Consider the following 22,308-nt stretch of genomic DNA (forward strand, 5'->3'; position numbering starts at 1 on the left):
TAATAACAATATACAGATCAGATATAATCAAAAAGTTATACCTGTTCCTGTTAATCTATCTGTTACTTAATTTTATACTGCCTTAGCTTCATCGCAATTTTGTTATGTGATACCTGTAAGCGATCTGCTAATTTACGTGTTGATGGGTATAATGGATACAGTGTACTAAGCAACTCTTGCTCAAATTTTTGTTGAGCCGCCTGCCAACTTTGCATTGCATTATCTTTAAAGTTTAATTCATCAGTTTGATTTTCTGTTTGCTCATCAAATACTATATCTTGTTCTTCAATAATATTGGTTTCAGCTAAGGCAGCAACTCTGAACAATACATTTTGTAATTGTCTTACATTACCTGGCCATGAATAAGCGCAAACCTTTTCTAAAGCACTAGTGCTTAGATGAATGCTTGCTTGATTCACTTGCTTAGCGGCATTGCTAATAAAATGCTCCACTAGCAAAGGAATATCTTCGCTGCGTTGATGTAATGCAGGCAAGTCTAAGTTCAACACATTCAAACGGTAATATAAATCTTCTCTAAAGTCTTTTGTTCTTACCTGTTCAGCTAGATTTTGATGGGTCGCACTGATGACCCTAATATTCACTTTTCGATCTTTTATACCGCCAACTCTGCGTATTTTGAAATCTTGCAAAAATCGTAATAACTTTGCTTGCAAGTACACTGGCATTTCAGCAATTTCATCAAGGAAAACACTGCCACCGTTTGCAAGCTCAAACAAACCCGGCTTACCTGCACTTTGTGCCCCAGTAAATGCTCCCGGCGCGTAGCCAAATAGTTCAGACTCTAATAAGTGTTCAGGTAAAGCAGCACAGTTTATTGCTAGAAATGGTTTGCTCGAACGATTACCGTTATCGTGTAATGCTTTGGCGAGCAACTCTTTACCTGTTCCTGTTTCACCAGTAATTAATACCGGCAAATCTAAGCTGGCAAAGCGCTTAGTTTGGTTTTTAATTTGCTTAATTGTCTCACTGTTGCCAATAATTGAATCAAACCCACCATCTTGACCTTGCTGGTACTGTGAAAGGTGGCGGCCGACATTCGCTAAGCTACGCAGCACGATAACAGCACCATTAATCGCTTGCTCAGATTTGACCGGTGTAATATCTGCATAATACTGCTGATTTGCAAACGTGACTTCTTGAGTAGTCGATTGCCCTGATAAGTAAATTCGTAGTTTTTCTTTAATGTAACGATTAAGAGGCTCACCAATTAGCTGTTCGGAGCTGATATCAAGGGCTGTAGAAACAGCCTTATTAACCATTAAGATCATGCCATTTTTATCAATATCAATTATTGGCTCTGGAATGTTGGCGAGCAGCACCTCTAATTGCTGTGACTTTCGCTCACCCGGAAGTAACTCTATTTGACGAATGGCTTTTAAACCGGATATTTTGATCAGCTCAGGCTCAATAACAGCGAGCGGGATGTGAGTGTCTTTTAATTGCACGTACGTATGGTATTGGCTAACTTCCATTGCCAACAAGTCCCAATTCTGGGCTGCAAACACAGCAAGAATTTCTTGAGCAATGCCAACTCTATCTAAAGACGCAATCTCTATTCTCATAATGCCAACCAAAGGATCACCGTAACAAATTAATTACACTGTAACTTAATTATTACAAGCTGTAAATCACGCTGCTATTAAGGCTTATGTGACAAAAGCAATTTTTACTCCTCTGACATGTACTAAAATTATTACAAAAATAGATATATAAACCTCTATGCAAATCATAACTACTTGATTTTATTAAAATAAATAAACACGGCAAGAAATTTGCATCCTTATAAATAATAAAAAAAAGCAATATCTTTAGTTGCTAGTCAACCTCATAACTCAGAGAAAACGATGAAAAAACAATCACATATAGATACACAAGCAATTCACGCCGGCCGCATTAACGATGAGCAATTTGGCTCTTTAGCTACCCCTCTTTACCAAACATCTACTTTTATTTTTGAAAATGCTGAACAAGGCTCTAGTCGATTTGCTGGTGAACAAGATGGTTTTATTTATACAAGGTTAGGAAATCCTACTACTCGTCAATTTGAACAACGTGTAGCCGCGCTAGAGGGTATGGAAGATGCTGCCGCAACCGCTACAGGAATGGGCGCAGTTTCAGCCGCTTTATTGGCAAATTTAAGTGCGGGTGATCATCTTATCTCGTCCAAAGCCGTTTACGGATGTAGTTATGCGCTAATGGCACATCAATTAACCCGCTTTGGTATTGAAGTAACGTTTGTTGATATGTGTGACGAAAACGAGATTGTTAATGCAATTAAACCAAATACCAAGGTGTTGTTTTTGGAAACACCCATTAACCCCAACTTAGTGGTATTAGATATTGAAATGATTGGTCGAGTAGCAAAGCAACATAACTTGCTTTCTATTGTCGACAACACGTTTTTAACGCCTATATTACAGCGACCAATTGAGTTTGGTATTGATATTGTTATTCATAGTGCCACTAAGTATTTAAATGGTCATGGTGATGTAGTTGCCGGTATCGTATGTGGTACTAAAGAAATGATTGAACATATCAAACTTACAGTGCTTAAAGATATTGGTGCAACTATTAGCCCACATGATGCTTGGTTAATTCTTCGAGGTTTAAAAACGCTACCCATTAGAATGGAAAGACATTGTAAAAGCGCACAACAAGTGGCTGAGTTCTTAGAGCTGCATCCTATGGTGAAATGCGTTTATTACCCTGGACTTAAAAGCCATAGCGGTCATAAATATATTGGTAAGCAAATGAGTGCAGCTGGTGGTGTTATTGCTTTTGAAATTGAAGGAAATTTAGCCGAAGGTGCTCAGTTTATTAATCAGATGCAACTGTTTTCAATTGCCGTGAGCTTAGGGGATGCCGAGTCTTTAATTCAACATCCTGCATCGATGACGCACTCGCCTTATAGCCCCGAAGAACGTTTAGATGCTGGCATAAGCGATAATTTGATCCGGATTTCGGTTGGTTTAGAAAACCCTGAAGACATTATCAATGATTTAAATAACTCATTAACCATGCTAAAAAATAGCAAACTTGAGAATGTAGTTAACTTTAGTTAGGCAATCTATCCAAACTAAAATTAAAGTTTGAGCTTATAAGTATCAGGTAACTTAAATTCTTTGTCCTGCTTTGTGTCAGGACAAGGGATTTTTAAATACACCGCGCACAGCTGTAAGTCTTTTCCCGTAGATCTACTCTCTTCTTCTCCATGCAATCTATCGCCGACAATAGGTAAACCTATACTGGCTAAGTGAATTCTAATTTGATGTTTACGGCCTGTTTCTATAGCAATTTTCACCAGCGAGCGATCACTAATGGCATCATAGTTTAAGCACGTAACATGGCTAATAGCGCTTTTGTCGTCAACGTCTGTATTTATCGTTTGCGGTTGAGCAAGTAATGATTGATTGCCATGCACAATGGCTTGATAGGTTTTTTTAGTACTTCGTTGTTCGAATGCTTTAGTTAAATCTCGAACTGCAGATTTAGTATGAGCAATAATAATTAAACCTGATGTGGCTCGGTCTAAACGATGCACAATGAATGCAGGGCGTTGCGGTTGGAGATGAGTTTCAGTGAAGCGATTAATGGTAGTATGGTCGCTCCATTTTGACCCCTGACAAAGCATGCCATAAGGTTTATACCACACACTGTATGTATGTTGGTCAGCGATCAATATTGCATCATCAACCTCTTGGTTTAAGACCATTGGGTTGTAATACATATGAACAATGTCGCCAGCTTTTAAGGATTTTTTAGCCCTACGTAAGCGACTTGTTGTCTTACCCCTTTGTAACCATATACAGCCTTTTTGCAATGCTTGTTTTACTTGTTGTTTTGGCAAACGAGCAGTACTTGCTAATAACTCTACAATAGAATCATTAGGGTCAGAAATGGTTAGGTGAAACTCTTGAGCGTTATTTGTCATCAAGTTATGCAATTACTAGACTTATTATGTGGGAACTTTAGTATATTTTACCGCTTAAACCAACGTTTGAATTTATCTTTACGTTGATACAGTAAAATAAATAGCATAATAAAATATATGCTCGGCTCAATAATTTCTGACTTTACCGACCAATAAAAATGAATACACACCAAGGAAACTAACAGATAGTTATAGTTATGTAGTGCTTGCCATTTCTTGCCCATTTTTTTTCGGATTTTGCTCCAAGATGTCACGGCTAATAAGAGTATAATCGCATAGGCTAACATACCAATGGTAATGTAAGGACGATCGATAACCTCACCAATAAATAAACTAAAATCAAATTGTAATTCAAAAAATAAAAAATTAAGCATATGCAAGCAGGCATAAAAGAATGCATAAAGACCTAGTAGACGTCTAACATTTATTAGCCAGCCTTGTTTAAAATACTTAGCTACTGGCGATACTAATAAAGTGATCAATAATATGTTTAATGCACTAATACCAGTAAAGTGGATAATTTCTTCAACTGGATCACTGCCTAGCTGGTCTACGATGGCAAGGTAATACATTACTACCGCCGGTATAAATGCAGCAAAGTGGATGATTGTTTTTAACAATAATATTTTAACGAAATTTCGCATTCGAGTTGGTCTCAAGTTATACTAATTCCATTAATAATGCTTTCCAAGGTTCATCCCCTTATACAAGTCTGCAACTTCTTCACCATAACCATTGAACATTTGTGTTTCAATACGGTTACGGGCGAACAAACCACCGCTAGTGATCCTACGTTCACTTGCTTGTGACCACCTAGGATGATCAACTTCAGGATTTACATTGGCATAAAATCCGTACTCATTCGGCGCTAGTTTATTCCAGGTCGTTTTCGGCATTCTCTCAACAAGTTTAATTTCTACAATAGACTTAATGCTTTTAAAACCATATTTCCACGGCGTAACTAAGCGAATTGGTGCGCCATTTTGTGCGGGCAATGTTTTGCCATAAAGACCAACAGATAAAAGCGTTAAATCATTCATCGCTTCATCTATTCGCAACCCTTCTACGTAAGGGTATTTAATTCCACCGCCTAAATATCGATTTGACTGCCCAGGCATTTGTTCAGGATCGTGTAGAGTTTTAAAAGCAACATATTTGGCTTTTGAATTAGGCTGTGCTTTTTTAATAACATCGGCTAAACGAAAGCCTAACCAAGGTATTACCATTGACCAAGCCTCAACACAGCGCAGTCGGTAAATCCGTTCTTCAATGGCAAATCTAGAGAATAATTCGTTGTAATCTAAAGTAAATGGTTTATCTACTTCGCCAGTTATTTTTAACTGCCAAGGATCAACCTTAAAATTTTGTGCAAGCTCTGCTGGTTGATCTTTTTTAGCACCAAATTCATAGAAATTATTATGAGAAATTACCTTTTTCTCAGGGGTAAGCTTATCTGGAATATCGGAGTATTGAGATTTTTTAAAATTTAACGCTTTAGTTTTAAAGGCTGAGGGACTTTCTGCCCAAGCTATTTTGGGCATACTACCAGCAACTAGTGCCGACGCTCCTACAAAACCCAATTGCTTAAGCACTTTACGTCGATCTTTATATATCGCTTCATCAGTTACCTGACTTTCTAATAATGCACTTTTATTTTTTGATTTTATTAACATAGCTTGCCCAATTTCCAAGTCCATTCTTAGCATAACAGACATAGGATTTAGAAGAATACTTTCAAGTTTTTTCCTTTGATAGCAAAAAGGCCGAGCAATGCTCGACCTTTTTAAATCTATTACAGCGCTATTTGATTATGCAGCGACTTGGTCAAGGTATGACGAGATAGTTTTAGACTCATACATCCACTCACTGCTACCATCTTCTTTATCAATGCGTAAACAAGGTACTGTACGCTTTCCACCGTTGCCGACTAACTCATCTAAATGATTGTCTTTTTTAATGTCACGCAATTCAATATTTAAACTATTACGTTTAATGTTGCGACGAACTTTCACACAAAATGGGCACGCGTTTAATTGATATAGACTGAAATTTTCAGTTTGTTGATCAACCGTTTGTTGTGCTGCTGCTTCGCGTTTCATCGCTTTTGGTGAAAATATAAAATTTATCAACAAAATGATACGGCCAATAATAAATCGTAATAAAGCCATGGTGTTCCTTAAATAAAATTAAAAAAATGACCTGATGAACTATTCATCAGATTATATTTGTATTGTAAATATGTTGGTTTAGAAGTTTCTAGGTTTCGTTACCACATTAAATCATCTGGAATTTGATAATCGGCGTACGGGTCATCTTCATCTATGTCATCAACGTCTACTTTTTCATTACTCAGTAGAATGACATTTTCATCTAACGTGGCAATTTTTTCGGCGGTTTCATTGGTAACTACATAAGTGACTCCACTTAATGCACAAATGGCTAAACGGCCATTGATTAATGCTTTTTGTGTGGTGTCGTTTATATAAAGTTTTTTCACTTTGCCATTATCGGTATAGTTGTATTCAACCTCACCGTTAATGCCTTTTATATTATGATGCTCTAGAATTTGTAAAACTCTTTGTTGTAACTCTTTTTCAGCTAACTGTTGTTTTTTCTGCGCATTTAGCTCATTGTCTTTTGCTGTTTTTTCAGCTTTCGATTTCGCTAAGTCCTGCTTTACTTGCTCTTGTAATGTGGCTTCAATAGCCACACCGCTGCGCTTTTGTTTATTCTTTTTACGTTTGTCACTATTCGCTTGGCGAGTTTTTTGTTTAGTCGTTAAACCCGCTTTTAGTAACTGATCTTGTAATGATGACATCAAAAACCTACAAATATCGAAATAATCTATGTTATGGCCGATTATTTTAGCAGAAAAGCATTTATCAGTTGACTCTTTTTCGTTGCATTTATACATTAGGGGAATGAAATATATGATTATCGCGTTTAAATTTATCTTCTTTACCAGCTAATGCTGGAGGATTTTCGTATTTCAAATAAAAACCACGAAAGCCTTCATTACCATGAAGGCTTTTTTTATCAATAAGATTAAGGCGTCAAAAGTGAAAGATAGTTTAGATTTAAATGTTATTCGTAAAGAGATCACCCAATTAGATCAAGATCTTCTCAGCCTTTTTGCTAAGCGTCGCTCCCTCACGTTAAATGTTGCTAAAAGCAAAGCTCACCAAGTTCGCCCTGTTCGAGATCAGCAGCGTGAACAAGAGTTATTAGTTAAGCTTATTCAAATAGGTAAAGAGCAAGGCTTAGATGCCCATTACGTTACCAACATTTTTCAAACTATCATTGAAGATTCGGTATTAAACCAGCAAGCGTATTTGCAGCAATTAAAAAATCCAAATATTAAAACTCCAACCGTAAGCGTAGCGTTTTTAGGTGATAAAGGTTCGTACAGCTATTTAGCCAGTTATCGTTATTTTTCTCGCAGAGCAGAAGAAATAATCGAATTTGGTTGTGCCAGTTTCGATGATATATTGCATCAGGTAGAATCTGGTAATGTTGACTATGGCATGTTGCCAATTGAGAACACCAGCTCAGGCAGCATTAATGAAGTATACGACCTACTTCAACATACAAACTTATCAATTGTCGGTGAATTATCACAACCTATTGATCACTGTTTATTAACTGCGGTTAATACTAACCTTGAACAAATTGATACTATTTATGCGCACGCCCAACCTGTACAGCAGTGTAGTAACTTTTTAAATAAACAAGACGGCATTCGTATTGAATATTGTGACTCTAGTGCACAGGCAATGCAAAAAGCGGCAGAATCAAAGTTAGCCAATGTTGCAGTTATTGGCTCAGAAGAAGGTGGTAAGTTGTATGATTTAATGGCATTAACTAAGTCGATAGCGAATCAAGCAGAAAATCACAGTCGCTTTATTCTTGTTGCTAGAAAACCGGTTGAAGTAGCAGAGCAAATCCCTGCAAAAACAACGCTAATTTTAGCTACCAGCCAAGAGCCAGGTGCGCTAGTTGATTGTTTAGTGGTGTTAAAAAAATATGACATTAACATGACGAAACTTGAGTCTCGCCCGATTCAAGGCAGGCCTTGGGAAGAAATGTTTTACATTGATTTAGAAGCGAATCTACGCTCTTCGGCAATGCAAGATTGTTTGGCTGAACTTACCAAGCTAACCCGTTTCATTAAAGTGTTAGGTTGTTATGCAACAGAGCAAATAAAGCCAACGAATGTACCGGCAAAAGCTTTAGAAGAATAAGTAAAAATAGAAGCGAGAAACGAAAAGAAAAATTCGTTTCTCGTTATATTTAATACTCACTTAGCAATAACTAGCTAATTTGCTCTTCCAACTGCTTGGCAATATATTCCGGTGACTTAGTACCACGACATAACCAATAATATGCACCCGGTACAATAAACAAAGTAAAGATACTCGCTAGCGATACCCCTGCAAAAATTACCACACCAAGTACCATTCGACTTTCAGCACCAGGGCCTACTGCAATAACCAATGGAATTGAACTCATTACAGTAGTAAATGACGTCATGATAATTGGACGTAAGCGTTGCTGTGCACCTTTAATAATAGCATCGGTAAATTCTTCACCCGCATCTCGTAATTGGTTAGCAAATTCTACAATTAAAATACCATTTTTAGCCGCTAAGCCAATTAACATGACGATGCCAATTTGACTGTAAACATTTAAACTCATGCCCATGGCATATAATCCTGCTAAAGCTCCGACAAGAGCTAATGGAACAGTAAGCAAAATTACGAACGGATGGATAAAGCTTTCGAACTGGGCTGCTAACACTAAATAAGTAATAAGTAATGCTAAGGCAAAGATGATAATCATTGAGCTACTACCATCTTTCAATTTTTGTGACTGCCCGGTGTAATCTACTGACGCTTCTGCTGGGAGCTCCTCTTCAACCACTTTGTTAAGAAAATCTAGAGCTTCACCTAAAGTATAGCCCTCGGCTAAATTTCCCGACAAAGTAATACTTCTTAAACGATTGTAGCGATTTAAATAGGTTGACCGCGCATTTTCTTCAAAACTAATTAAATTAGACATTGGCACTAATTGTTCGGTCGCGTCAGAGCGCACATAGATATTGTCAATACTATCAGGGGAACGGTATTCATCTTCATTTCCGGCCAACAAAACATCATACTCTTCGCCCCTATCAATATAGGTAGTTACTCGACGTTTCCCTAACATTGTTTCCAGAGTTTTACCTATATCTCCAACGGTAACACCAAGATCAGACGCCCGGGTACGGTCGATATTAACAAGTACCTGCGGTGACGTTTCCTTATAGTCGCTGTCTAGGCCAATAATGTTCGGGTTATCTTGTGCTTTAGCCATTATTATATCGCGCCAACGGGCTATCTCTTCGTAGTTAGTTCCTTGTAAAACGAAACCAATTGGACGGCCACCACCGCCTCTACCGCCTAAGCCTCCTCGCGTCATAACAAAAGCACGTACATCAGTTACATCACTAAGTTCTTCGTTGAAGCCATTAATGAAATCTTGTGTTGAAATATCGCGTTCTTGCCACGGAGGTAAACCAATGATGGCAATACCACCAGTACCTCTAAAACCAGGAACACGCACAAGTACGCGCTCTAATGTGCCGTCTTCATAATGGCGTAATAATTTTTCTTCGATTTGCAGCATATTGCCGGCATTGCTTTTAAAACTTGCCCCTTCAGCGCCACTCATAATTAAAAATGCACCGCCACGATCTTCTTTCGGGGCATATTCACTTGGCAGCTTATCGAAAATTGTCCACAAACTGGCAAAGGCTAAAAGCATTACTAACACAATCATTAGCGGCTGTTTGATCACCGAAGATAAAGAGTTCGCATAAGCAATTTCAAGCTTGGCAAAATTTCTATCTAACAACTGGCCAAACGACGAGCTACGTTTTCTGTGTTTTAAAAGCTTAGAACACATCATAGGTGTTAACGATAAAGCGGTTATACTTGAAAAAACTACCGCAGCAGCGATTGCTATAGCAAATTCGGTAAATAGTTTACCTATATCACCAGCCATAAAGATCAGAGGAACAAAAACAGAAACCAAGACTAACGTTGTGGCTACAACAGCAAATGCAACCTCTCGACCACCATTAAATGCTGCAGCAAGCGGTTTTTCACCTTCTTCTATGCGGCGGTAAATATTTTCTAGAACTACGATGGAGTCATCTACGACTAAACCAATGGCAAGTACCAAGGCTAATAAGGTTAATAGGTTGATAGAAAAGCCAAGTGAACTTAATACGATCATAGAGCCAATTAACGCAACTGGCACGGTTACAGCGGGAATAAAGGTAGCTCGAATATTGCCTAAAAATAAGAATATCACTAGGATAACCATCAACATGGCAACTGCTAAAGTGTTATAAACTTCACTAATAGACTCTTTGATAAATGTTGACGAATCATAACTCGGGATGATGGTAGTACCGGCAGGCAAGTTAAGCTTTACTTGCTCCATTTCTTCTCGAGCATAATTAACTACATCTATTGTATTCGCCGTTGATTGCTTAATGATCCCTAAGCCAACCATGTTTTTACCATAGCCTCTAAACATAGTTTCATCATCTTCAGCGGTAATTTCTATTGTAGCCACATCAGATAAACGTACTAAGGAGTTATTCTCACCACGACTAATAACCATATTAGCAAAATCGAGATCTGTTTTATAACTGCGAGAAACTCGTACGTTAAATATTCTATCTACGGATTTCACTTCTCCAGCGGGTAACTCTACGTTTTCAGCCAGTAGCGTACTTTCGATATCACTCACTGTAATATCACGCGCAGCCATCGCTTGACGATTAAGAGTAATTTTCATCGCATAATTACGACCACCGCCAACCATAACTTCTGCAACTCCGTTTACCACAGCAAAGCGATCAACTATGTACCGATTAGCATAATCAGTAAGCTCTAGCGTATTGAATATGTCACTTTGTAAGGTAAACCAGGCAATAACATCATCATCATCATTAGCTTTTTTAACTTCAGGAGGATCTGCTTGGTCGGGTAAACGACGTAACTCAGAGGAGATTTTGTCACGTACATCGTTAGCTGCGCTGTCAACATCACGCTCAACGTTAAATTCGATAGAAATTCTCGATTGACCATCTCTAGAGGTAGACTTAATATTTTTAACCCCTTCAATACCACTAATTTTATCCTCTAAAACTTGTGTTATTTTAGTCTCAATAATGGCAGCTGAGGCACCTGGATATGAAGTCGAAACAGATATCACAGGTTTATCGATATCAGGATATTCTCGAAGCGGTAATAATAAGAAAGCAACAATACCAAAAGTAACAATAAGTAAATTTAAAACAGTGGCAAAAACCGGTCTTTTTACCGAAATATCTGACAATATCATTACTTAGTTTCCATGTTTGTTGATGTCGTTTTTACTTGCGAACCATCTCTAAGTTTTAACGCACCTTCAATAACTACATTTATGCCTTCATTGATCCCTGAAGTAACTTCAACAATGCCTGGTTTGCGACGACCTACTGAAATGTCTACTCGTTTGGCTGTGTCATTTTCGATAACAAATACAAAATGCTTGTCTTCGTAAGGTATGACTGCGCTTTCTGGTATCTGTAAAACTTGCGCGACATTACGTTCTAAAATAATACTCATTAACATACCTGGACGAAGTTTATTATTGCTATTATCGATTTCAGCACGAATTTGTATAGTACGAGTAACAGCATCAACTCGGGGTGCGATACTGGTAACTTTACCAATGAAATTTTTACCTGGGTAAGCAACATTGCTAGACGCAACTGTTTGACCAATATTTACTGTTGTTATAAATCGTTCAGGTATGGCAAAGTCGAGCTTAATAACGGATATGTCGTCTAAAGTAGTGATTGTTGAGCCATCATTGATTAATGCTCCTACACTCACTTCACGAAAACCTAATTGACCATCAAATGGAGCTCGTATGGTTAAATTATTTAAAGTCGCCTGCGCACTTAATAGTTGTGCGCGAAATGATTGTACTTTTGCTTTTTGTTCATCTCTTTGTGAAATAGAAGCCGCACTTTGCTCAAGTAAATCTTTGTATCGTTGCAGTTGCGCACTTGATTGGTCTAGATTGGCCTGTAATTCTTTAATTTTTGCTTGTTCTTCAGCTTTAAATAACTCGACTAAAATGTCACCCTTTTTAACTCGGTCACCGTCGTTAAAATGAATCGATTTAATGATGTCAGTATATTGAGCTGTAATAACAACTTCTTCATTAGCTTTAGTTGTTCCTAAAGCTTCAAACTCATCGCTAAACTCTGCCATAATTACAGGTGTAGTTTTAACTGATACCACTCTTGCGCTTTGTGATTGCTTAACATTTGGTTCAGGTAAATTAAGATATGCTAACAACGCAATAAGTAAGCCCGAAAGGATTAATAAAGGTAAGCGAGACGACTGTGTTGATTCCATGAGAGGGTTTTATCCAAAATAATCGGTGTTAATACAATGGTGCAATATACTGCAAGTTACATATTTAAACGATAGCAATACGTTGAATTACACATTTAATAGGTTAAATATTTACTTTCTAAGGCTATAATTATAAAGGTTAAAATCATAACAACAAATTTTTTGGATAAATCATGAATAAACTTGCAGCACTCGCCATTGGCCTTTTACTTTTTTTTGGTGCCATGCTTTGGTTTTTAGCCTCAGCTGACTGGAATGGTTTTGTCCGTTCGCAAATTGAAATTCATGGTTCAAAACTAACCGGAGAAACGGTAACCGTTGATAAGGTAGACATCAAATTCAGCGAAGGCTTTGGCGGTATTTATGGGGTAAGCTTTTCAAATCCAAGTAAATATAAACAAGCGAAAGCATTTTATTTAGGTGAGGTTTCTTTAGATATAGATATGGAATCTATAGGGCAAACTCCTTTTGTTTTAGAGTCGATAGCTCTTAAACAACCACAAGCATTTGTTGAGTTTGATAAGAATGGCAATAACAACTTTAAAGATCTATTAACAGCAATTAATAATCAAATACCTAAGTCTGAATCTACATCAAGCTCTAAAAAGAAAAAAGACAGTAAACCTGAGCCCCGTATATCAATTAATCATTTAGAATTAGCAGGTGTTGCACTGACTGTAGACCTTAGCGAAGTGAATGGTAAAACCTATAACATAGAGATACCTAGTGTGCAGCTTGGTGCTATTGGCGGCGCAGAAGGATTACCGGCGAGTGAGCTTGGTATGGTTATTGGTAATAGCTTATTTAAAGCGATTTCAGCGGCGGCGAAAAAGCAATATAAACAGATAATGAAAGAAAAACTAAATAAGAAAAAACAAGATTTCCTTGAAAAATTAAAGAAAAAGCATGGCTAGATTTTATCTAGCCGTAGTTATTCGTTGTAATTAGTCAAAATGATCTGATAATTATTGGACTTGGCATTGAAGAATTCAACGTCCGGAGTTATTGAGAATTAGGAAACATTTTAGTCACCGCATACGTCAGGAGGTCCTGCGTCTCGCTTAGGATGACGGCGCTCTCTTTGTAGCTTGTACAGGTTGGTATTAGAAATTAGGCATTATTTGCTGAATATTTATACCAAATCATCCAGATATCTTCTGCTAAAGATTGCTTTGGACGCTCAATAATACGCCCTATCTCTACATTGTCAGCATACACAACAAACGTCGGTGTGTACTTAATTTTGCTCTGTTTAGCCAAGCCTGCGGGATCTGACTTATCACCATCTAAAGCTATTAATGAGACACTTGCTGCACTATTTTTAAAACTCTGCAATAAACGTGGTACTTCACGTTCGCTGTCATGGCACCAAGTACCGAAAAACACTTTAATACTGACCTTATCAGCAATCGCTTCTACTGCAGCCAGCTCTTTTTCTGAAAGTTGGTAGTCATAATAATTAGTGGCAAAACCTTCACTACTTTCAAGTAATTGTTGTTTACTGATATCCCCAACAGGGAAAGACTCTTGCGCATCAGATTGCATTGAATATAAAGCCGCAAATCCGATCCAAAACGCAAACGCTAAAAACATGATTGCTTTTTTATACTTTTTCAAAAATGTCATATTTTTATCGCTGTTCTGAGCTTCGTTATCATTTGAATTATTTGTGTTCACGGGCTTTTTCCAATAATGATTTTGATTCTAATAAGAAGTTTTGTGCATCATCGCCAAACCAATTAGCAACTTGTCTAAATTTTGCAATAAAATCGATTTTATTACCTTGTTCAACTGATGATAACAGTTCAAGAAAACGATTGGCAAAACGTTTCATCATCACCACATTCTCAGAGTTGGAGAATATGATATCAGCGTACAGGTTTGGGTCTTGAGCAAATAGACGACCTACCATAGCTAACTCTAAACGATAAATAGGTGAACTCATCGCTAGTAATTGCTCTAGTTCTACGTTTTCTTGCATTAAATGGTAGCCATAACTTACCGTTGAAAAGTGGCGCATAACCTGAACCATGGCCATAGCTTCATCATGTTCTTTAGCACTTACCACATAATTTAATGCGCCCCACACGGTAAATTGATCCAGTAGCCATTGATATTTATCCGGCTGTTCGCCATGACAAACAATAATGGTTTGCTTGATCAAACCAGTTACATCGGGACCAAACATAGGATGCAAACCAACAACTGGCCCCTTGTGTATTGCCATCATTGCCTTCAGTGGTTTATCTTTAATACTGGTGATATCCGCTAAAATACAATTTTCAGGCAGGTTAGATAACTTGTTGATCACCAATTCAGTTAAATTAATTGGAACCGCCACAATAACTAGACCGGCATTAGCTAAAATATTATCTGCATCGTTCCAATCCTCTTTCTCAAGAACGGTTACTTGATAGCCGGTACGAGTAAATAAATCGACAAATACTTGTCCAAGTTGGCCGTTACCACCAATGACTACAATTTTTCCGGCATTAGGATTTATGCATTGATACCCTTGTTCATCTTGAGATGAGTAAGAATCTCGCATAATACGGCGAAAAACATCTTCGACTAAGGGCACTGAAAGATCTTTCGCCCGTGCTTGTTTGCCAAGTTTAGCAAGTAGTTGCTCTTCTCGCTCAGGTGCAAAAATAGGCATACCAACTTGGCTTTTCAGTTCACCAACACGACTGGTTACTTCTCGACGTTTAGCCAGTAAAGTAACCAGTTGTTGATCTATATCGTCGATATCATTTCTACATTGTTGTAGTTTTTTATCAAAAGTTGTCATTAATATTTGCTTTTAATTCTCTTAAATTAACCAATACGTGCAGGCAAAACGTCTTTAAGTTTAGCATGAGTTTTTGCAAATAAATCTTCCGTTGATGCCCAGTCTATACATGCATCAGTTACGGATACGCCATAGGCAAGTTCGCTTTTTGGTAAGTCTGAACTTTGGTTACCCGCATTTAAGTTACTTTCGAGCATAAGTCCAATAATAGATTTATTACCTTCACAAATTTGGTTAATTACGTTTTCAGCTACTAAAGGTTGACGATTATGATCTTTACTCGAATTAGCATGTGAGCAATCAACAACTAATGCTTGTTCTAGTTTCGCTTTAACTAAACTTTGTTCGCACATAGCAACATTGACAGAATCATAATTAGGTTGTTGGCCGCCACGTAAAATAACATGTCCATCAGGATTACCGGAAGTTTTTAGTAGCGCTACTTGCCCTTCTTTATTTATCCCCATAAATCGATGTGAAGAAGCGGCTGACTGCATTGCGTTAATAGCAACACCCAGTGAACCATTAGTACCATTTTTAAAACCAATAGGCATTGATAAACCACTGGCCATTTCTCGATGAGTTTGTGACTCTGTCGTTCTTGCACCAATTGCAGACCAACTGAACAATTCAGCCAAGTACTGTGGCGAAATTGGATCTAACGCTTCGGTAGCTAAAGGTAAACCTAATTCTGTTAAGTAAATTAATAATTCACGTGCAGTTTCTAATCCTTGGGCAACATCAAAGCTACCATCCATGTGAGGATCGTTAATTAAACCTTTCCAACCAACCGTTGTACGAGGCTTCTCAAAGTAAACACGCATAACGATGTATAATGTATCTTGATACTTATCATGCAATGCTTTGAGCTTACGACCATACTCCTTTGCCCCTTCTACATCATGAACCGAACAAGGACCAGAAATCACTAACAGACGAGAGTCTGTCTTATGAATAATGTTTGATATCACTTGACGCGAATTTAAAATAAATTCACGATCTGAAAGGCTTAGTGGTAATTTTTGTTTTAATTGGTTTGGAGTGATTAAGACTTCTTCTGAATTAACATGAACGTCATTTAGTTTGCTATTGTGCATAGTTTTTCCGATATAAGTTTTGTTGTTGATTGAAAATTTTTAAATTAAATAAGATACAGCAGGGGTTACTAAAAAGATTTAGTAATAAAGATAGGTATAGCGATAATATCGGAGGTTTAAATTTTGAATTTGCATATCTTTCTATTAATTATACGAACCAGGAAATACAGTTTTATAATTCATGGCCAAAACTCGCATGCTCTAAAACAGAGCTGATAGCTATTTGTAGCAGCTTTTAGTTTCATCTGGCAAGGTTTTTTTAGATACAATTTGTAATTAGTTATATCAAAGGTGCGAAAAAGTGGCTTCGCCATAACGCGCGAATGAATTCGCGCCAACCAAGTATTCATATTTTGGTTGGTTCGAATTTATTCGGACGTTATCCCCGAAGGGCTAATTTATTAGGACGTTATCCTCGAAGAGCGGAATAACCCCCGAAGGGGATTTATTCCGTCCTTATCAAAACTATCTCATTTGTGTGTATAGACTAACGAAGTAGACGACGTTCGATTAAATCTTCTACGACGCTAGGATCAGCCAGCGTAGAAGTATCACCTAAAGTCCCTAAGTCATTCTCGGCAATTTTACGTAAAATTCGGCGCATAATTTTTCCTGAGCGAGTTTTAGGTAATCCTGGTGCCCATTGAATTAAGTCTGGCTTTGAAAAACTGCCTAACTCTTTCGCAACTAATGCCTTAAGCTCAAGCAGAAGCTCTTCGCTTTCAACTTCATCATGCATCAAGGTTACGTAAGCATAAACACCCTGCCCTTTAATATCATGTGGATAACCGACTACTGCAGCTTCAGAAATTTTAGGGTGTAACACCAAAGCGCTTTCAATTTCAGCTGTACCTAAACGATGTCCAGAAACATTTAACACATCATCAATGCGACCTAAAATCCAATAATATCCATCTTTATCACGCTGTGCGCCATCACCAGTATAATAATAACCTGCACATTGGCTAAAGTAAGTTTTATGGAAACGGTCATGATCGCCGTACAAAGTGCGCATTTGGCCAGGCCAGCTGCCTTTCATCACTAAAGGTCCACGAGCTTCTCCATCCTGTTCGTTACCTTCTTTATCTATAATTACTGGTTGTACACCGAAAAATGGTAAACCAGCTGCGCCAGGTTTCATGCCAGCAGACCCTGGTAGTGACGTAATTAAAATTCCACCAGTTTCAGTTTGCCACCACGTATCAACAATTGGACAATTACTTTTACCAATAATTTCGTAATACCAATGCCAAGCTTCTGGGTTTATTGGTTCACCAACGGTACCTAAAAGGCGCAAGGATGATAAATCTTTATCTAATACATATTCATCACCAATACCCATTAACGCTCTAATGGCAGTAGGAGCAGTGTAAAAAACGTTAATTTTATGACGTTGTATCATATCCCAACATCGACCTGCATCAGGGTAAGTTGGCACGCCTTCAAAAACTAATGTTGTTGCCCCATTAGCTAACGGGCCATAAAAGATATAACTGTGGCCCGTGATCCAACCAGCATCTGCAGTACACCAGTAAATATCACCGTCGCGGTAATCAAATACGTATTTATGCGTCATAGCGGCATATAATAAATAACCACCACAAGTGTGAACCACGCCTTTTGGGGCTCCGGTAGAGCCCGAGGTATATAGAATAAACAATGGGTCTTCAGCGTCCATGACTTCTGGTTCACAAACACTGTCAGCTTTGGCCATAGCTTGCTGATAGTTAACATCTATATCGTTATTCCACGCAACATTACCACCGGTACGCTCAACAACAATAACCGAGTGAACACCTGGACATTCAGATACAGCGGCATCTACATTTGCTTTTAATGGGATAATTTTACCACCACGAACACTTTCATCAGCGGTGATCACCACTTTACAATCTGCCGCTTGAATTCTCGCTTTAATTGATTCAGTAGAAAAGCCACCAAATACTACGGAGTGAACTGCGCCAATACGTGCACAGGCTAACATGGCATAACCAACATCAGGGATCATTGGCATATAAATACAGACTGTATCGCCTTTTTTAACACCACGTTGTTTTAGCACGTTAGCAAATTTACACACTTGCACATGCAATTCTTTATAGGAAATGTTTCTTGTATCGTTAGGTTCGTCACCTTCAAAAATTATTGCCGTTTGTTCTCCACGGTCTTTTAAGTGGCGATCAATACAGTTATAACTAACGTTTAATTGCCCTCCTTTGAACCATTCAATGTCAGCTTTATTAAAATCGATATTACTGACAGTATCAAACGGCTTATACCAATCTAGAAATTCATTAGCTTGTTCTGCCCAGAATTGGTCTGGGTTGGTAATCGATTGTTGATACATTGTTTGATACGTTGCCTCATCCAAATGACTATGCTTTTTTGCAGATTCTTTAATTGGATAAAACTTTTCTAATTCGTTCATTTAATTCGCCTGATGGTGGTCTTTTTATGCCAGCTGATTGTTATTCATTACCATTAACATAGAATACTTTTAACTTTTTATAAATTACATTTTGGTAATAGCATATAAACATAGAATATTTCCAGCTTTCTATATATTCCATTTTCTATATTACATATATAAAAACACAAAATGACAGCGCTGTCATTATATTTTAACAATTTATATACACTAAGTGACCATGCATACTTTCAATATTTATTACATTATTCATCGCAAAATTACGATATCATGTTATAACTTTATATTATTAAAAGAATTTTAGGTTTTAAATTTAAGATGAAAAAGATATCGGCTATCAGCTTACTTATACTAATCAGCGCCTGTCATTCAAATGCTAACTTCAAAAGTGCAAACCTTATTAAGCCTCACCTTGATGCCGAAATTATTGAAGAGCCACAAGCACCGGTAGAAACAATGACCGTTGCAGCACAGCCGTTTGTTTATTTCGATTTCAATTCCAGTGAACTTAATGAAGAAAGCATGCAAATTCTTGATACCCACCTTTCAGCTATGAAAGCACTTGAGACAGGACAAATTGTACTGCAAGGCCACACAGACCAAGTTGGTGGTGAAGACTTTAACTTTGACTTAGGTAAAGAACGAGCTTTATCAGTATGGGTATATTTAGTTAATGCAGGAGTTAACCAAGAACGATTGACTGCAACCACAATGGGCAAAGGCGATCCTAAGCGTCAAAATATTAACCCAACAACAGACCGTCATGTTGAAATCATTTACTAATTAATAAAATTAACAGTAAAATATTTATTACTTTTCAAAGCCAGTAAACAACTGGCTTACTCCTCCTTAAATACATCGATTTAAAGACATGTTAAAAGAATTCAAACCAAAACCTTACGTTACACCTCATGGTTACTACTTAGCCATAGTAATAATCAGCATAATTGCGGCAATTATTAGTCTAGTTTTAGGCTATTTAGTATTTATAAATATCGTTCAGCTTCTGTGCTTTTTATTATTTATAATGGTTTGGTCGGCAAGACATCACCCCTCATTAATTATTACCGAAACTGAAATAGTTAACCGAAATAGCCATACTGTGTATTGGCATTTTCCGGTTTCAGAATATTCGCATATCGATCGAAATGGTGAAATGAGTGTCATTTTTGACAAGCATGGAAACTCGTATGAAATGGCTAATAGTAATTTTACTGATGATCGTTGGCGAGAGATAGAACTAACGTTAAAAGGGATGAAATAGCCCTTCAGACGTAATGTCGTAGCCAGATTTTAATTAGTTCCGGTTACATCGAATAGGGGTCAGAGCAAAACCCTATTAAAATAAATAGGTTTTGGTCTGACCCCGTGCATCTGCACCTGCAAGTTCCATGGCCAAAAAAAAAGGCTGCCCTTAGGCAGCCTTTTTTCGGAACAAGTAATAAATTACTTACCCAACTTCTCTTTAATACGTGCTTTCCTACCAGAAAGTTCACGTAAATAGTAAAGTTTGGCTTGACGTACATCACCACGACGTTTAACTGAAATTTCAGCAACCATTGGGCTATGTGTCTGGAATACACGTTCCACACCTTCACCGTTCGAGATTTTACGAACAGTAAAAGCAGAATGCAATCCGCGGTTTTTCTTAGCGATTACAACACCTTCAAATGCTTGAAGACGCTCTTTATCACCCTCTTTTACTTTAACTTTAACAACTAAAGTATCACCAGGGGCAAACGCTGGTACGTCAGTTTTCATTTGCTCTTGTTCGAGCTGATTAATGATATTACTCATAATACACCTTTATTCCTAGAGTACACTGCTACTATTTGCCGGACTTAGGCTTCTGCTTAATAAGCTTCAGCATTTTATCCTGCTCGGCAGTCAGAGCTAGGTTTGTTAGTAATTCTGGACGTCGAGTCCAAGTTCTTTCTAAAGACTGTTGCATACGCCATTGGCGAATATGTTCATGATTACCACTAAGCAAAACTTTAGGTACAGATTTATCATCCAGAACTTCTGGCCTTGTGTAATGTGGACAATCTAATAAACCGTCAGAAAATGAATCCTGCTCAGCAGATTGATTATGTCCTAATACACCAGGAATAAATCGTGCAACTGCATCGATTAAGGTCATTGCCGGTAATTCACCGCCAGTTAACACAAAATCGCCGACAGACCACTCTTCGTCGATATCCGACTCGATTAGTCTTTCGTCAATGCCCTCATATCGTCCGGCAATAAATACCAATGACTTATGAGTCGATAATTCACGTACACCCGCTTGGTCAAGCTTTCGTCCCTGTGGCGAAAGGTAGATCACATGCGCATCATCACCTGCCGATTGCTTGGCAGCTTTAATGGAATCTCGTAATGGTTGTACCATCATAAGCATTCCCGGACCACCGCCATAAGGACGATCATCAACGGTTCGATGCTTATCGCTAGTAAACTCTCTAGGATTCCATACTTGGAAATCTATTAAGCCATTACGAATTGCTCTTCCTGTCACCCCAGACTCAGTGATAGCAGTAAACATTTCAGGAAACAGGCTTATCACCTCTATCCGCATTTTACTATTAGTCATTGAGTTAGAAACCTGGGTCCCAGTCCACGTCAATTTGTTTCGAATCAAGTGATACACTTTTGATCACTTGTTCGTCAAGGTAAGGAATTAACCTTTCCTTTTTGCCAAACGCATCAGTGCGATTAGCTTTAACTACCAGTACATCGTTTGAGCCGGTTTCCATGATATCGGTTACTTTACCTAGGCTATAGCCAGAGGTATTCACCACATCCATACCAATTAGATCGCGCCAGTAAAACTCACCTTCTGGTAATTCTGGCAGTAGATCACTCATAACTGTAATTTCAGCGCCAGTTCTTAACTGTGCTTCGTTACGGTCACTGATATCAGCAAATTTCGCAATTAAGCTACTTGAATGACGACGCCATTCACTTACTGTTACTGTTAGTTTTTTGCCATTAAGATTTAACACCCAAGGGCTATAATCGAAAATTGCTTCTGGAGTATCGGCAAAAGAATGAATTTTTAACCAACCTTTAATGCCGTAAACAGCACCAATTTTTCCAAGGATGACTTCTTTTTCCATGTTTTTACTAATTCTCTTTATTCAATTTCAATAAGTTAATTAAGCCGCAGAAGCGTCTTTAACTAACTTTGCAACACGGTCAGAAACCGTTGCACCTTGACCAACCCAATGGTTGATACGGTCAAGATCTAAACGAAGTTTTTCCGCTTGACCTTGTGCAGTAGGGTTGAAGAAACCAACTTTCTCGATGAAACGACCATCGCGAGAGTTACGGCTGTCAGCAACAACCACTGTAAAAAATGGACGCTTTTTCGCGCCGCCACGAGCTAAACGAATGGTAACCATACCGTCCTCTATATTTAAGTTATAAAACGAATTTTCCAGACACTTTCTAACCACAAGGGAAAGAAAAGCTCGCAGATTTTACGCTTTTACAGCTAAATTGCAACTTAAATGCAGTCTTAAGTGTAAAATAATCGAAAAAAACAAGCTAAAGGGTAAAATCTACGATAAAATCCGGCC

General features: G+C 37.9%; 21 protein-coding genes. 5 read left to right on the forward strand and 16 right to left on the reverse strand.

What is annotated here, in order from left to right; translation table 11 throughout:
- Positions 1 to 62: 62 nt before the first annotated feature.
- Positions 63 to 1,583: a sigma 54-interacting transcriptional regulator gene (locus RGQ13_RS14715; RefSeq protein ID WP_348390501.1), complete on the reverse strand. Its 1,521-nt coding sequence runs from the start codon at positions 1,581 to 1,583 to the stop codon at positions 63 to 65.
- Positions 1,584 to 1,865: 282 nt separating this feature from the next.
- Here RGQ13_RS14715 and megL point away from each other — a divergent pair, with 282 nt between their 5' ends.
- Complete coding sequence (megL, locus tag RGQ13_RS14720; protein ID WP_348390502.1) at positions 1,866 to 3,083, forward strand: methionine gamma-lyase; 1,218 nt, start codon at positions 1,866 to 1,868, stop codon at positions 3,081 to 3,083.
- 20 nt (positions 3,084 to 3,103) lie between these two features.
- Here megL and RGQ13_RS14725 read toward each other — a convergent pair whose 3' ends face one another.
- From RGQ13_RS14725 to RGQ13_RS14745, 5 genes are all read right to left on the reverse strand, one after another.
- On the reverse strand, positions 3,104 to 3,952 hold the full coding sequence (locus RGQ13_RS14725) for an RluA family pseudouridine synthase (RefSeq protein WP_348390503.1): 849 nt from the start codon (positions 3,950 to 3,952) through the stop codon (positions 3,104 to 3,106).
- 47 nt (positions 3,953 to 3,999) lie between these two features.
- Positions 4,000 to 4,596, reverse strand: coding sequence for a protein-methionine-sulfoxide reductase heme-binding subunit MsrQ (gene msrQ / locus RGQ13_RS14730; RefSeq protein WP_348390504.1), 597 nt, complete (start codon positions 4,594 to 4,596; stop codon positions 4,000 to 4,002).
- A 30-nt stretch (positions 4,597 to 4,626) separates the two neighbouring features.
- Entirely contained in the window at positions 4,627 to 5,625 is a 999-nt protein-coding gene (gene msrP, locus RGQ13_RS14735) for a protein-methionine-sulfoxide reductase catalytic subunit MsrP (protein WP_348390505.1), read from the reverse strand.
- A gap of 135 nt (positions 5,626 to 5,760) precedes the next feature.
- A complete protein-coding gene (locus tag RGQ13_RS14740) occupies positions 5,761 to 6,120 on the reverse strand; it encodes a glutaredoxin family protein (RefSeq protein WP_348390506.1) in 360 nt (119 codons plus the stop codon).
- Positions 6,121 to 6,218: 98 nt separating this feature from the next.
- On the reverse strand, positions 6,219 to 6,770 hold the full coding sequence (locus tag RGQ13_RS14745; protein ID WP_348390507.1) for a DUF2058 domain-containing protein: 552 nt from the start codon (positions 6,768 to 6,770) through the stop codon (positions 6,219 to 6,221).
- 241 nt (positions 6,771 to 7,011) lie between these two features.
- Here RGQ13_RS14745 and pheA point away from each other — a divergent pair, with 241 nt between their 5' ends.
- Positions 7,012 to 8,193: a prephenate dehydratase gene (gene pheA / locus RGQ13_RS14750; RefSeq protein ID WP_348390508.1), complete on the forward strand. Its 1,182-nt coding sequence runs from the start codon at positions 7,012 to 7,014 to the stop codon at positions 8,191 to 8,193.
- A 70-nt stretch (positions 8,194 to 8,263) separates the two neighbouring features.
- On the opposite strand, the gene RGQ13_RS14755 is transcribed toward pheA, so the two are convergent.
- Both RGQ13_RS14755 and RGQ13_RS14760 read right to left on the reverse strand, forming a co-directional pair.
- Positions 8,264 to 11,347, reverse strand: a complete 3,084-nt coding sequence (locus RGQ13_RS14755) for an efflux RND transporter permease subunit (protein ID WP_348390509.1) — start codon at positions 11,345 to 11,347, stop codon at positions 8,264 to 8,266.
- On the reverse strand, positions 11,347 to 12,414 hold the full coding sequence (locus tag RGQ13_RS14760; protein ID WP_348390510.1) for an efflux RND transporter periplasmic adaptor subunit: 1,068 nt from the start codon (positions 12,412 to 12,414) through the stop codon (positions 11,347 to 11,349). The genes RGQ13_RS14755 and RGQ13_RS14760 overlap by 1 nt, the downstream gene beginning before the upstream one ends.
- Before the next feature lie 173 nt (positions 12,415 to 12,587).
- On the opposite strand from RGQ13_RS14760, the gene RGQ13_RS14765 reads away from it, so the two are divergent.
- Positions 12,588 to 13,328, forward strand: coding sequence for a DUF748 domain-containing protein (locus RGQ13_RS14765; RefSeq protein WP_348390511.1), 741 nt, complete (start codon positions 12,588 to 12,590; stop codon positions 13,326 to 13,328).
- Between the two features lie 196 nt (positions 13,329 to 13,524).
- Here the strand turns inward: RGQ13_RS14765 and RGQ13_RS14770 are convergent, their stop codons facing one another.
- From RGQ13_RS14770 to acs, 4 genes are all read right to left on the reverse strand, one after another.
- Entirely contained in the window at positions 13,525 to 14,091 is a 567-nt protein-coding gene (locus tag RGQ13_RS14770) for a thioredoxin family protein (RefSeq protein ID WP_348390512.1), read from the reverse strand.
- Positions 14,078 to 15,205: a bifunctional chorismate mutase/prephenate dehydrogenase gene (gene tyrA, locus RGQ13_RS14775; RefSeq protein WP_348390513.1), complete on the reverse strand. Its 1,128-nt coding sequence runs from the start codon at positions 15,203 to 15,205 to the stop codon at positions 14,078 to 14,080. The genes RGQ13_RS14770 and tyrA overlap by 14 nt, the downstream gene beginning before the upstream one ends.
- A 26-nt stretch (positions 15,206 to 15,231) precedes the next feature.
- Positions 15,232 to 16,302 carry a 3-deoxy-7-phosphoheptulonate synthase gene (locus tag RGQ13_RS14780; protein ID WP_348390514.1) on the reverse strand — a complete coding sequence of 357 codons (1,071 nt, stop codon included), beginning with the start codon at positions 16,300 to 16,302 and terminating at the stop codon, positions 15,232 to 15,234.
- A 487-nt stretch (positions 16,303 to 16,789) separates the two neighbouring features.
- Positions 16,790 to 18,730: an acetate--CoA ligase gene (gene acs / locus RGQ13_RS14785; RefSeq protein ID WP_348390515.1), complete on the reverse strand. Its 1,941-nt coding sequence runs from the start codon at positions 18,728 to 18,730 to the stop codon at positions 16,790 to 16,792.
- A 318-nt stretch (positions 18,731 to 19,048) separates the two neighbouring features.
- Between acs and RGQ13_RS14790 the strand changes: the two genes are divergently transcribed.
- On the forward strand, positions 19,049 to 19,513 hold the full coding sequence (locus RGQ13_RS14790) for an OmpA family protein (protein ID WP_348390516.1): 465 nt from the start codon (positions 19,049 to 19,051) through the stop codon (positions 19,511 to 19,513).
- Positions 19,514 to 19,601: 88 nt separating this feature from the next.
- A complete protein-coding gene (locus tag RGQ13_RS14795; RefSeq protein WP_348390517.1) occupies positions 19,602 to 19,994 on the forward strand; it encodes a hypothetical protein in 393 nt (130 codons plus the stop codon).
- Positions 19,995 to 20,176: 182 nt separating this feature from the next.
- Here RGQ13_RS14795 and rplS read toward each other — a convergent pair whose 3' ends face one another.
- Genes rplS through rpsP form a run of 4 tightly spaced genes read right to left on the reverse strand, consistent with a single transcriptional unit; the run spans position 20,177 to position 22,131 of the window.
- A complete protein-coding gene (rplS, locus tag RGQ13_RS14800; RefSeq protein WP_348390518.1) occupies positions 20,177 to 20,527 on the reverse strand; it encodes a 50S ribosomal protein L19 in 351 nt (116 codons plus the stop codon).
- A gap of 31 nt (positions 20,528 to 20,558) precedes the next feature.
- Positions 20,559 to 21,305, reverse strand: coding sequence for a tRNA (guanosine(37)-N1)-methyltransferase TrmD (trmD, locus tag RGQ13_RS14805; protein WP_405054200.1), 747 nt, complete (start codon positions 21,303 to 21,305; stop codon positions 20,559 to 20,561).
- A gap of 19 nt (positions 21,306 to 21,324) precedes the next feature.
- Positions 21,325 to 21,846: a ribosome maturation factor RimM gene (gene rimM, locus RGQ13_RS14810; RefSeq protein ID WP_348390520.1), complete on the reverse strand. Its 522-nt coding sequence runs from the start codon at positions 21,844 to 21,846 to the stop codon at positions 21,325 to 21,327.
- A gap of 39 nt (positions 21,847 to 21,885) precedes the next feature.
- Entirely contained in the window at positions 21,886 to 22,131 is a 246-nt protein-coding gene (rpsP, locus tag RGQ13_RS14815; RefSeq protein WP_033078455.1) for a 30S ribosomal protein S16, read from the reverse strand.
- Positions 22,132 to 22,308: the final 177 nt, after the last annotated feature.

Source organism: Thalassotalea psychrophila, from assembly GCF_031583595.1.
Classification (GTDB): Bacteria; Pseudomonadota; Gammaproteobacteria; order Enterobacterales; family Alteromonadaceae; genus Thalassotalea_A; species Thalassotalea_A psychrophila.